This window comes from Pantoea sp., assembly GCF_032114055.1.
In the GTDB taxonomy this organism is placed as follows: Bacteria; Pseudomonadota; Gammaproteobacteria; order Enterobacterales; family Enterobacteriaceae; genus Pantoea.
The window spans coordinates 288,967-301,381 of sequence record NZ_DAMCTB010000001.1 but is presented as its reverse complement, the minus strand read 5'-3'; the positions used below and the strand labels follow the sequence as shown (position 1 = coordinate 301,381).

The following is a 12,415-nucleotide window of genomic DNA, read 5'->3' as shown; positions in this document are numbered from 1 at the left end:
CCTCCGGCGCGGCTGCGTTGTCGGTAGCTGATGCAGCATCCGCACTTTCCGCCTGTGCAGCCTTCTTCGCCTTAGCGCGGGCGATAGCGGCCTCAACGGCGGCTTTGCGCGGATCGGCAGCGGCCTCCGGCGCGGCTGCGTTGTCGGTAGCTGATGCAGCATCCGCACTTTCCGCCTGCGCAGCTTTCTTCGCTTTGGCACGGGCGATAGCGGCCTCAACGGCGGCCTTACGCGGATCGGCAGCGGCCTCTGGCGCGGCAGCGGCATCTGACGCAACTTCGGCGGGTTTCTCCACCATTTTCTTCGCTTTGGCACGGGCAATCGCAGCTTCAACCGCAGCTTTGCGCGGATCAACCGACTGACGGGTCACCGGCTGGGTTTCAGCCTGCGCCTCTGCCTGACGCAAACGCGCCTGAGCATGACGAGCCTCGCGCTGTGCTTCCAGCGTGGCTTCATCCGGCTCGGCCGTCTGACGGGCGTTCACCCGCGCTTTCGCAGCGGCCAGTTCACCGCTGTCGGAACGGGCAACCCGCTGCTTCGCCTCTTCATGACGCGCTTCACGCGCCTGCTTTTCGCGTTCCAGTCGTGCCTGACGGGCTTCAAAGCGGGCTTTCGCTTCCAGCGTACGTTTCGCTTCCAGATCGATAGCGCGCAGTTCGGCTTTTTCCTGACGGTAATATTGCACCAGCGGAATATTGCTCGGGCAGACATAGGCGCAGGCACCACATTCGATGCAGTCATCGATATGGTGCGCGCGGGCTTTATCGTGGTCGCCACCCTTGCTGTACCAGTAGAGCTGCTGCGGCAGCAGTTTGGCCGGACAGGCGTCGGCACAGGCCGAACAACGGATGCAGGACTGTTCTTCCTCGTTGTTTCCCATCTCAGTGGCAGATGGCGCAAGAATACAGTTGGTGATCTTCACCACCGGCACATCCAGCGATGGCAGGGTGAAGCCCATCAGTGGCCCGCCCATGATGACCATCTGTCGGGGCGCAGCGGTAAAGCCGACATGATGCAGCAGATGACTGATTGGCGTACCCAGACGACTCCAGACGTTTCGCGGCTGGGCGATCGCCTCGCCGGTCAGCGTCACCACCCGTTCGGTAATGGGTTCACCGTTGACGATTGCCCGCTTCACGGCCCAGGCCGTACCGACGTTCTGCATCAGTACGCCGATATCGGTCGAGCGTCCGCCGTGCGGCACTTCTTTGCCGGTCAGAATGCGGGTCAGCTGTTTGGCACCGCCAGAGGGGTATTTGGTCGGGATAACCCGAATCTGCAGGTCGCGCTCGCTGCCCAGCGCCTGCTTCAGCGCAGCGATCGCTTCAGGTTTATTATCCTCAATGCCGATCAGCACCCGCTCAGCCTGCAGTACCCAGGCAAGGATGCGGCAGCCCTCCAGCACCTCAGCGGCGTAATCCTGCATCAGGCGATCGTCGGCGGTGATATAAGGCTCGCACTCCGCCGCGTTAATAATCAGGGTGTTAACCCCGCGCAGGCCACCCTTCAGTTTGGTGGCGGTGGGGAAGCCCGCACCGCCCAGGCCCGCCACGCCCGCATCGTGAATACGCTGCACAATGTCCGCACGGGGATGCTGGCGGTAGTCAGGCAGCGGGTCGCGTGGTATCCAGCGATCCTCACCATCGGGCGTCAGAAAAATGCAGAGTTCTGACAGTCCCGATGGATGGGCGGTCATGTGGTGACCAATCGCGTCAATGACGCCGGACGTGGGCGCATGGACGGGCAGCATTCGGCCCGTGCCAAAGGTCAGCGGCTGACCGCGCAGCACCTGGTCGCCGGGTGCCACGCAGATCTCGCCTTCGTGTCCGATATGCTGTTTGAGTGGAATAATAAAACGGTGCGGTAAGGGCAGTTCGCTGAGCGGCGTGCCGTTAGACTGGGTTTTCATTTCCGGCGGATGAATACCCCCCTCGAAATCCCAGACCTTCTCTTTTTTCAGGAAGTTAAACAGATTAAGCATGAGTTTCTACCGGGATCACCCGTACAGGAATGGTCTCTAAATCCCACTTCCAGTTAGCTGGTGTGGTGGCAACCGGCCGCATTTCAATACAGTCAGTCGGGCAGGGAGCGACGCAGAGATCGCAGCCGGTGCAGACATCGCTCAGCACGGTATGCATGGCGCGGGTTGCCCCGACAATCGCATCCACTGGACAGGCCTGAATACATTTCGTGCAGCCGATACAGTTGGCTTCATCGATAAACGCCACAGTGCGAACCGGCTCTTTCGCCGCTTCATCGCCGTCAATCGGCTGCGGCTCCACATTCAGCAGCGCGGCCAGCTTGAGCATGGTCTGTTCGCCGCCGGGCGCACATTTGTTGATCGCCTCACCGTTATTACCAACCGCATCTGCGTAAGGGCGGCAGCCCGGATAGCCACACTGACCACACTGGCTCTGCGGCAGAACGGCATCTATCTGCTCAACGATAGGATCTTCTTCCACTTCAAAGCGGCGCGAGGCGTAACCCAGCAGGGCACCGAACACCAGACTCAGCGCACTTAATACAGCAACAGCAATCCAGATCGCGGTCATCAGAATTTCACCAGCCCGCTGAAGCCCATAAACGCCAGTGCCATCAGGCCGGCGGTAATCAGGGCAATAGAGTTGCCTTTAAACGGCGCAGGTACATTGGCCAGCACCAGCCGCTCGCGCATACCGGCGAACAGCACCATCACCAGCGAGAAGCCAATGGAGGCACTGAAGCCATAGAGGGCCGCCTGCAGAAAAGTATGGTTCAGATTGACGCTCAGCAGGGGCACGCCCAGCACCGCGCAGTTGGTGGTAATCAGCGGCAGAAAAATCCCCAGCAGACGATAGAGTGACGGACTGGTTTTACGCACGACCATTTCGGTGAACTGTACAACGACGGCAATCACCAGGATATAGGCCATGGTGCGCAGATAAACCAGGTCCAGCGGCAACAGGATCAGATGGTTGACCAGCCAGGCACAGATCGAGGCCAGCGTAATCACAAATGTTGTAGCAAGGCCCATGCCAATCGCCGTTTCCAGTTTTTTGGAAACGCCCATAAAGGGACACAAGCCGAGAAACTTCACTAAAACGAAGTTATTCACCAGCACGGTGCCAACAAAAAGAAGCAGATAATCGGTCATTTTTTCGCCTGGGAGCCGGAAAGCGGCTTATTATCGTGGATAGCGCGGCGTATCTCAACACCTGTACTCTCTGCCAGGCGGCAGACCGCACTCAGAATTAAATTCCTGGCATGACTCACGACGTCAGGGCGCAATGAAGGTCGCTTTTACCCGTGCAGAACGCTTGAAATAGGGCGCAAAGATCGCTGCGGCGAGCAGCGACAACAGCAATGTCTGAAGGGCACGGCCATCGGCTACCGGCGTAAAAGCAAAGGTTTTCAGTGCCAGCAGGACGGTAATCAGCAGCCAGAGCAGATAGTGGCGTGGCAGACGACGGGAGCGTTTAAAGAACAGCCAGCTGATCCAGAGGCTGTACGCCCAGACGGCGACGGCGGTAAGCAGAGAAATGGCCCAGTAAGAGAGCAGCGTACTGCCATGAGAAAACAGCGCCACACGCCATTCCGGATTAAACAGGGGGGTCAGATACATCGCCAGCACCAGAACGGTGGTTAACAGGGTCATTATCAGCCAGGCCAGCGGTAGCAGAAGCCAGCCACCAATACGCGGCGCAGCAACCTGTTCATTCATCGTCGTTATTCCTATTCCGGAGAGGTGAAGCGCAGCAGAATAACATGTCCAGAAGGGCGCGCCCATCCGGACAGAATCAGAGGCAAAAACAGTGAAAAATCAGTCAGACATTACACCACGTAGCGCCATACCGTTTTCGGAACGCAGCCCAGATCATATAGCCGACCGCCTGAGGCAAGTTCCGCGCGTCGATGATCGGCAGCCCGGTACATATTAATGATGTCCATATCATTGGTCAGAGAGTAGTTGAGGTGATCAAAAAGTTTTTCCAGACTGTCTGAGTTATTTACTTTGCGGAATTTAAGCAGGTAATCGTGCGCAGTCATCATTGCCATTACAGAGAGAAGTAACAAAGGTGTGCTCAGTATAGGGGGCAGGCTTTAGCTGTCCAGATGCCAGATGTGAAAAAGACAAAAATCAGACAAAAACACATTATCGGTCATTAACCTCTCCTGTCTGCCTGTTTATCTGGCTGAAAGCTTTTGGTTGTGCGCCTGAGCCTGGGAGTGACCTTTGAAATCCACTATTTTTGTCAGATAACCGAAGCGATTAACTGTGATATAAAATACCCTTTTTATTTACTTCACACTCTTTCGCAGGTTAGTTCCCTATTTTTCACCCTTTTGAATCCGGCCTGATGCGTCAGGTGCCCTCAGTTACCATAGAAACGTTTCGCGCCAGAAGCGGGCCAGACGGGGAGTGTGCGGCCAGTCACAAAACCCATTTTTTGTTAATGGCCAGCGTCATAACCCATTTTGTACGCCTCTCTGTAATCGCTTCCAGCGGCCTGAATCATAAGCGCCTCTGTTTATTACAATTATTTAACGGCTACATTTACGTTTTTCAGCCATTTCATCCATAACGGCACACGCAGCGAAGCCGTCGTCATGCACGTAACCCCTTTAAATTGCTCTGATTTGTGAAGTGTGTCGCCATTATGCACCCTTTTTTAGTCCAGTCTAAGCAGGCTCTCTACCCTAAACAGCAATCGCCTTTCAGAGGATAAAAACTATGTGGAAACGTTTACTTCTGACCACGCTGGTCAGTGCTGCGTTAACCGGCCCGGTGCTCGCTGCAGATATGACGGTGGGCTTCTCGCAGGTCGGTTCTGAATCTGGCTGGCGCTCGGCGGAAACCAATGTCGCGAAAAGTGAAGCCAAAAAACGGGGCATTACCCTGAAAATCGCCGATGGTCAGCAGAAACAGGAGAATCAGATCAAGGCTGTCCGCTCATTCATCGCTCAGGGCGTGGATGCCATTTTCATCGCCCCGGTGGTACAGACGGGCTGGGAACCGGTACTGGAAGAAGCAAAAGATGCCAAAATTCCGGTCTATCTGCTGGACCGCGCGATTGTGGTGAAAGACAAATCGCTTTACCAGGCGGTAGTGACGGCGGACAACGTGCTGGAAGGCAAGTTGATCGGCGACTGGCTGGTAAAAACAGTGGGCGATAAGCAGTGTAACGTGGTTGAACTGCAGGGCACCGTGGGCGCCAGTGTGGCGATTGATCGTAAGAAAGGCTTTGCAGAAGCCATCAGCAATCATCCAAACATTAAAGTGATCCGTTCGCAGTCAGGTGACTTTACCCGCAGCAAGGGTAAAGAGGTCATGGAGAGCTTTATCAAGGCGGAGAACAACGGCAAAAACATCTGTATGGTTTATGCGCACAACGATGATATGGCGATTGGAGCCATTCAGGCGATTAAAGAAGCGGGCCTGAAGCCAGGCAAGGATATTCTGACCGGCTCGATTGATGGTGTTCCGGATATCTACAAAGCCATGCTGGCAGGAGAGGCGAATGCCAACGTGGAGCTGACCCCGAACATGGCAGGTCCGGCCTTTGATGCGCTGGAGAAGTTTAAAAAAGATGGCACGCTACCGCCAAAAGTGATCAAGACCGAGTCGAAGCTGTTCCTGCCTGCCGACGCGCAGAAGGAGCTGGAAACCAAAAAAGACATGGGTTACTGATTCACCCGTCAGCTTCAGAACGGCCGCAGACCGCCCTACGGGGCGGTTTTTTCCTGACGTAAGGCGGAGTGCGCAGAATGACTACGCAAAGTGAAACACCGCTGTTATCCATCCAGGGCATCAGCAAAAGTTTTCCCGGCGTTAAGGCCCTGAATAATGTCTCCTTTGATATTCGTAAAGGCGAAATTATGGCACTGCTGGGTGAAAACGGCGCCGGCAAATCGACCCTGATTAAAGTGCTGACCGGCGTTTACAGCCGCGATGCCGGTACTACTATCCTGAACGGTCAGCCGATCACGCCGCACAATACGGCGCAGGCGCAGGAGATGGGCATTGGCACCGTCTATCAGGAAGTCAATATGCTGCCGAACATGTCGGTGGCGGATAACCTTTACATTGGCCGTGAGCCGCGTCGCTTTGGCCTGATTGACCGTCGCCGAATGGTGCGGGATGCCGATGCCCTGATGCGGAATTATGGCTTTGCCCTGGATGTTACCCGCCCGCTGGGTCACTACTCGGTGGCGATGCAGCAGATTATTGCTATCTGTCGCGCGGTGGACCTGTCGGCGCAGGTGTTGATCCTCGATGAGCCGACCGCCAGCCTTGACGCCAGTGAAGTCGAGATGCTGTTTACCCTGATGGCGCAGTTAAAAGCCCGCGGGATGAGCCTGATTTTCGTCACCCACTTTCTTGACCAGGTATACCGGATTACCGATCGGATTACTGTGCTGCGGAACGGGCAATATATCGCCACCCACGACACGGCCACGCTGCCACAGATTGAGCTGATCAAGCTGATGCTGGGGCGTGAACTGCTGGAGACGGCACTGCAGCGTCAGGGCAGCACGCTGCGCAGCAATCAGCCGGTGGTATCGTTTGAAGATTATGGCCGGAAAGGCACCATCGAACCCTTCAACCTGGCAGTGCGTCCCGGCGAAGTGGTGGGTCTGGCGGGACTGCTGGGGTCGGGCCGCACCGAAACCGCTGAGGTGCTGTTTGGGATTCGCCGTGCCGATCGCGGAACGGCGAAGATCAAGGGCAAAGTGCAGCGCATTACCAACCCGGCGAAAGCCTCTCAGCTGGGGATGGGGTTTTGTCCGGAAGATCGCAAGACGGACGGGATCATTGGCGCGGCGTCGGTGCGGGAAAATATTATTCTCGCGCTGCAGGCGCAGCGAGGCTGGTTGCGGCCGATTAAGCGACGCGAGCAGCAGGCGATTGCCGACCGTTTTATCAAAAGTCTGGGCATCCGTACGCCGCACGCCGAGCAGCCGGTGGAGCTGTTATCAGGCGGCAATCAGCAGAAAGTGCTGCTGTCGCGCTGGCTCGTCACGAAGCCGCAGTTTCTGATCCTCGATGAACCGACGCGCGGTATTGATGTGGGCGCGCACGCTGAGATTATTCGTCTGATTGAATCCCTGTGCGCCGATGGTCTGGCGCTGCTGGTCATCTCCTCTGAACTCGAAGAGCTGGTGGGTTATGCCGACCGGGTGTTGATTATGCGCGATCTGAAGCAGGTAGCTGAGGTTCCGCTGGAGCAGCTTTCAGTGGCGTCAATCGTCAATGCTATCGCGGACGGAGGGGTACAACATGCTTGAGTCGCCTATGTCATCTGAAAAAACGCCACGTCGTAAGCTGAAGTTCCCAGCCGGAATGCCACAGATTGCCGCGCTGTTGCTGGTGCTGTTGATAGACAGCCTGGTCGCCAGTAACTTTTTTGCCGTGCATCTGCAGGATGGGCGTCTGTTCGGCAGTCCGATCGATATTCTTAACCGTGCGGCACCGGTGGCGCTGCTGGCGATCGGGATGACGCTGGTGATCGCCACGGGCGGTATCGATCTCTCCGTAGGCGCGGTGATGGCCATCGCGGGGGCGACTGCCGCCACGCTGACGGTGGCCGGCCACGGCGTGCCCTTTATCATCCTTGCGACGCTGGGTACCGGTTTACTCTGTGGGTTGTGGAACGGGGTGCTGGTGGCGCTGCTGCGGATCCAGCCGTTTGTGGCCACGCTGATCCTGATGGTGGCCGGGCGCGGAATCGCGCAGCTGATCACCCAAGGGCAGATTGTAACCTTCGACAGCGACAGTCTTGGCTGGTTTGGTAACGGCTCGCTGTGGATGTTGCCGGTGCCGGTCTGGATCACGCTGGTGGTGGCGCTGGCGGTCTGGCTGCTGACCCGCAAGACCGCGCTGGGCCTGTTTATTGAAGCGGTGGGCATTAATCTGCGTGCCGCCCGCAACGCGGGGGTGACTGGCTGGCTGGTGGTGATGTCCACTTACGCGATAAGCGGCGTCTGTGCCGCTGTTGCCGGGCTGATTGTGGCGGCGGATATTCGTGGTGCAGATGCTAATAATGCCGGTTTGTGGCTGGAGCTGGATGCGATTCTGGCCGTCGTTATTGGGGGGGCGTCGCTGATGGGCGGTCGCTTCAATCTGGTGCTGTCGCTGATTGGTGCACTGATTATCCAGTCGATGAATACCGGGATTCTGCTCTCTGGCTTCCCGCCTGAGCTGAATCAGGTGGTAAAAGCGGTGGTGGTGATGTGCGTGCTGTTACTGCAGTCACCGCGGTTTATTGCGATGCTGAAACGGAGACGTCCGACATGATTAAACGTCATCTTCCGCTGATGATTACGCTGCTGGTGTTTGTGGCGGGTTATCTGTTCTGTCTGAGTCAGTTTCCGGGCTTCGCTTCTACCCGGGTTATCTGCAACATTCTGACCGACAACGCTTTCCTGGGCATTATCGCTGTCGGCATGACCTTTGTGATTTTATCCGGCGGGATTGATCTGTCGGTTGGCGCGGTGATCGCGTTTACCGGCGTGTTTCTGGCGCGCGTGATTGGCGATTTCCATCTCAATCCGCTGCTGGCGTTTGCGCTGATTCTGTCAATGGGGGCACTGTTCGGGGCGATGATGGGCTGGCTGATTGATGCACTGAAGATCCCCGCCTTTATCATTACGCTGGCGGGGATGTTTTTCCTGCGCGGCTGCAGCTATCTGGTGTCGGAGAATTCGATTCCTATCGATCATCCGTTCTATACCATGCTTTCCAGTCTGGCGTGGAAGGTGCCGGGCGGCGGGCGCCTCAGCCTGCTGGCGGTCATTATGCTGGTCGTGGTGGTCGGCGGGATTATGCTGGCGCACCGTACGCGCTTTGGTAATCGGGTTTATGCCATCGGCGGCAACCTGACGTCGGCGCAGTTGATGGGCGTATCAACCCGCGCCACCACCATCAAAATCTATATGCTCTCTACCACGCTGGCGACGCTGGCCGGAATCGTATTTTCGATTTATACCTCGGCGGGTTATGCGCTGGCTGGGCTGGGTGTGGAACTGGATGCGATTGCCTCGGTGGTGATTGGAGGAACGCTGCTGTCGGGCGGGGTGGGTACGGTGCTGGGAACACTGTTTGGTGTGTTGATTCAGGGGCTGATTCAGACCTGGATCAATTTCGACGGCACGCTGAGTTCGTGGTGGACCAAGATCGCTATCGGGATTCTGCTGTTTGCGTTTATCGCCCTGCAGCGGTTACTGACGGTGATCTGGGATCGTCAGCAGAACGCTCCGGTTAAGCGACTCACTTCCTGATTATTCAGTACCAGGATAAGAGGCGGCTCTCAGGAGCCGCCTTTTTTCTGCGTCCGATAAAGCACGCTCACCGTGACCTTTTCACCCATGATGTGCCGCTGTTCCATTGCCCGCCATCCAGCATGCCGGTAGCAGGTCTTTTGTTCGGGCAGGAATCTGTTCGCATGGTGTGAGAAAACAACGCATCGCGGGGGGCAGAGACGCAGAGTCAGGAAAGGCGTGCCCGATCGCAAAGGGTTCCCGCATCTCTGGCGCGGACGCTTTGCTCTCCGGGCATACCTTTCCTTCCCGGTCGGGCGTTGGTGCTGCTTTAAGGGCTGAATTGGCTTTCCTGACAGTCGGGAGGGATAGCCTGAGCGGGGCGTTCGGGCAGAAGTCTGCTCACGTGGTGTGAGAAAACAACGCATCGCGGATGGCTGAGGCGCAGGGTCAGGAAAGACATGCCCGAGCGCAAAGGATGCCCGCATCCCTGCGGATCGGCCGCGCCCTCCCTGGCGCGGACGCTTTGCTCTCCGGGCATACCTTTCCTTCCCGGTCGGGCGTTGGTGCTGCTTTAAGGGCTGAATTGGCTTTCCTGACAGTCGGGAGGGATAGCCTGAGCGGGGCGTTCGGGCAGAAGTCTGCTCACGTGGTGTGAGAAAACAACGCATCGCGGATGGCTGAGGCGCAGGGTCAGGAAAGACATGCCCGAGCGCAAAGGATGCCCGCATCCCTGCGGATCGGCCGCGCCCTCCCTGGCGCGGACGCTTTGCTCTTCAGGCATACCATTCCTGCCCGGTCGGGCTTTGGTGTGGCTTTAAGAGGTGAGGCGGCGTTCCTGAAAGCCGGGAGGGGGAGCCTGAGCGGGGTATTCGTGAAGCGCTGTTTTTGTATTGCGTGGTAAAGAAAACCCTCGCGGGTGGCTGGGGTGCAGGGTCAGGAAAGGCATGCCCGATCGCAAAGGGTTCCCGCATCCCTGCGGATCGTCCGCGCCATCCCTGGCGCGGACGCTTTGCTCTCCGGGCATGCCTTTCCTTCCCGGTCGGGCGTTGGTGCTGCTTTAAGGGCTGAAGTGGCTTTCCTGAACGTCGGAAGGGTTGGCCTGAGCGGGGCGTCCGGGAAGATGTCTGTTCACGTGGTGTCAGAAAACAACGCATCGCGGGGGCTGAGGCGCAGGGTCAGGAAAGGCATGCCCGATCGCAAAGGGTTCCTGCATCCCTGCGGATCGTCCGCGCCATCCCTGGCGCGGACGCTTTACTCTTCGCGCATGCCTTTCCTGCCCGGGTCGGGCTTTGGTGCGGCTTTAAGGGCTGAGGTGGAGTTTCTTTCCCGATCGGGCTTGGGTGCTGCTTTATGAGCAGAAGTAGCGTTACTGAACGTGAGGGTGGCGGGCCTGAGGAAGGAATTAACCGCGACTTTACGGCACGCCGCTGTTCCGGAACGCATGGCATTAGGGTTGAAACAGGGCGCCTTTCAACCCCTGCACTTCGCGTGTCGCAGAGGCGAAAGGCACCGCTAATCCCTGATTAACGTTTCAACCGATAGTACGCCTCGTTCCAGCGCAGTGCATCTTTAAACGCGGGCAACCGGGTGTGCTCATAAATCACCAGCACTTCGATGTCGTTCATCTCACCATACAGATACATATCCTCCAGCGTCAGCGCCTGGCTGAATACCGTATGGTGTGCGCCGCCGCCCAGAATCCACGCTTCGGAAGCGGTCGCCAGTGATGGCTGGGCCTTCCACAACGCACGCGCAACAGGCAGTTTCGGCAGCGGTTTCGGCTGTTCAATTGCGTCAACGACGTTTACCAGCAGACGGAAACGATCGCCCATATCGATCACGCTGGCGTTAATTGCCCGGCCCGCCGGGGTGGAGAAGATCATACGCGCCGGATCGGCTTTATCACCGATGCCCAGGAACTGCACATCAATTAATGGCTTCTCTTCGATGGCAATCGACGGACAGACTTCCAGCATGTGCGAGCCGAGTACCAGATCGTTGCCTGGTGAGAAGTGATAGGTGTAATCCTCCATAAATGAGGTGCCACCTTTACGATCCCCGGCCATGACTTTGAAAATGCGCAGCAGGGCAGCGGTTTTCCAGTCACCTTCGCCTGCAAACCCATAACCCTTCGCCATCAGGCGCTGAACCGCCAGGCCAGGCAGCTGCGTCATGCCGTGCAGCGTCTGGAAGTTGGTGGTAAAGGCGTGGCAGCCTTCCGCTTCCAGAAAACGGGTCAGGCCGAGTTCGATACGCGCCGCATCCAGCACGTTCTGGCGTTTTTCACCGCCGGACGCAGCGACATCCGTAAAGCGGTAGAGGCTCTCATATTCGTCAATCAGCGCATTCACGTCACCGTCGCTGACGCCGTTAATAACCTCAACCAGATCGCCGACGCCCCAGCCATTTACCGCATAGCCAAACTGGATCTGGGCGGCCACTTTATCACCTTCAGTGACGGCGACTTCACGCATGTTGTCGCCAAAACGGGCCACTTTCAGCTGCTGGCTTTCCTGTTTCGCCAGGGCTGCCCGCATCCAGTTTCCCAGACGCTGCTGACTGGCGCTGTCCTGCCAGTGACCCGTGACCACGCTGTGTTGCAGGCCCATGCGCGCGCCAATGAAACCGAACTCGCGGCCGCCGTGTGCCGTCTGGTTCAGGTTCATAAAGTCCATGTCCATGCTGTCCCACGGGATCTCTGCGTTGAACTGGGTATGAAACTGCAGCAGTGGCTTGTTAAGAATGCTCAGGCCACTGATCCACATTTTGGCCGGTGAGAAAGTGTGCAGCCAGGTAATGATACCGACGCATTGCTGGTCGAAATTGGCGTCCCGGCACAGGGCCAGCGCTTCATCCGGCGATTTCACCAGCGGTTTCAGCTCCAGGCGAAGCGGTAAGCCGGTCTGATTGAGACCGTCAACGACCTGACGGGCATGTTGTTCAACCTGGCGCAAGGTTTCCGCCCCGTAGAGGTGCTGTGTGCCGATGACGAACCACACGCTGTAGCTGTTTGACTGTTCCATACATCACTCCTTTACTTTGCGCCTATCCCAATAGGCTGTTTAATTTGTCTGCCGGAATCCGGGCAGCGCACACAGGCTGCTTTAACAACCTGAACGTCCGTCAGGGTGGCCCTGAAGGGGCGAGCGCAGCGAGTCATCCTCACGTACGCTGT

10 protein-coding genes are annotated in these 12,415 nt (G+C 57.4%); 4 read left to right on the top strand and 6 right to left on the bottom strand.

Annotation, left to right across the window (positions count from 1 at the left end; translation table 11 throughout):
* The 5 genes from rsxC to ydgT all read right to left on the bottom strand — a co-directional run.
* Positions 1-1,981 (bottom strand): electron transport complex subunit RsxC (rsxC, locus tag RT657_RS01355; protein WP_313651830.1); only part of this gene is annotated, 1,981 nt, incomplete at its 3' end.
* A complete protein-coding gene (rsxB, locus tag RT657_RS01350) occupies positions 1,974-2,552 on the bottom strand; it encodes an electron transport complex subunit RsxB (RefSeq protein ID WP_313651827.1) in 579 nt (192 codons plus the stop codon). The genes rsxC and rsxB, both read right to left, overlap by 8 nt.
* Positions 2,552-3,133, bottom strand: a complete 582-nt coding sequence (gene rsxA / locus RT657_RS01345; RefSeq protein WP_313651824.1) for an electron transport complex subunit RsxA — start codon at positions 3,131-3,133, stop codon at positions 2,552-2,554. Before rsxA ends, rsxB begins: the two co-directional genes overlap by 1 nt.
* Positions 3,134-3,256: 123 nt before the next feature.
* Positions 3,257-3,700: a DUF2569 domain-containing protein gene (locus tag RT657_RS01340; RefSeq protein WP_313651822.1), complete on the bottom strand. Its 444-nt coding sequence runs from the start codon at positions 3,698-3,700 to the stop codon at positions 3,257-3,259.
* Between the two features lie 110 nt (positions 3,701-3,810).
* Entirely contained in the window at positions 3,811-4,026 is a 216-nt protein-coding gene (gene ydgT, locus RT657_RS01335) for a transcription modulator YdgT (RefSeq protein WP_111140496.1), read from the bottom strand.
* A 685-nt stretch (positions 4,027-4,711) separates the two neighbouring features.
* On the opposite strand from ydgT, the gene ytfQ reads away from it, so the two are divergent.
* The 4 genes from ytfQ to yjfF all read left to right on the top strand — a co-directional run bounded on the left by ytfQ (position 4,712) and on the right by yjfF (position 9,258).
* Complete coding sequence (gene ytfQ, locus RT657_RS01330; protein WP_313651820.1) at positions 4,712-5,668, top strand: galactofuranose ABC transporter, galactofuranose-binding protein YtfQ; 957 nt, start codon at positions 4,712-4,714, stop codon at positions 5,666-5,668.
* A 77-nt stretch (positions 5,669-5,745) separates the two neighbouring features.
* Positions 5,746-7,266, top strand: a complete 1,521-nt coding sequence (locus RT657_RS01325) for a sugar ABC transporter ATP-binding protein (RefSeq protein WP_313651818.1) — start codon at positions 5,746-5,748, stop codon at positions 7,264-7,266.
* Positions 7,259-8,275 (top strand): galactofuranose ABC transporter, ATP-binding protein YtfT, encoded by a 1,017-nt coding sequence (gene ytfT / locus RT657_RS01320; protein WP_313651816.1) that lies wholly within the window; start codon positions 7,259-7,261, stop codon positions 8,273-8,275. Before RT657_RS01325 ends, ytfT begins: the two co-directional genes overlap by 8 nt.
* Positions 8,272-9,258, top strand: a complete 987-nt coding sequence (gene yjfF / locus RT657_RS01315; protein ID WP_313651814.1) for a galactofuranose ABC transporter, permease protein YjfF — start codon at positions 8,272-8,274, stop codon at positions 9,256-9,258. The genes ytfT and yjfF overlap by 4 nt, the downstream gene beginning before the upstream one ends.
* 1,505 nt (positions 9,259-10,763) lie before the next feature.
* Here yjfF and araA read toward each other — a convergent pair.
* Positions 10,764-12,263 (bottom strand): L-arabinose isomerase, encoded by a 1,500-nt coding sequence (gene araA, locus RT657_RS01310; RefSeq protein WP_313651812.1) that lies wholly within the window; start codon positions 12,261-12,263, stop codon positions 10,764-10,766.
* Positions 12,264-12,415 lie beyond the last annotated feature (152 nt).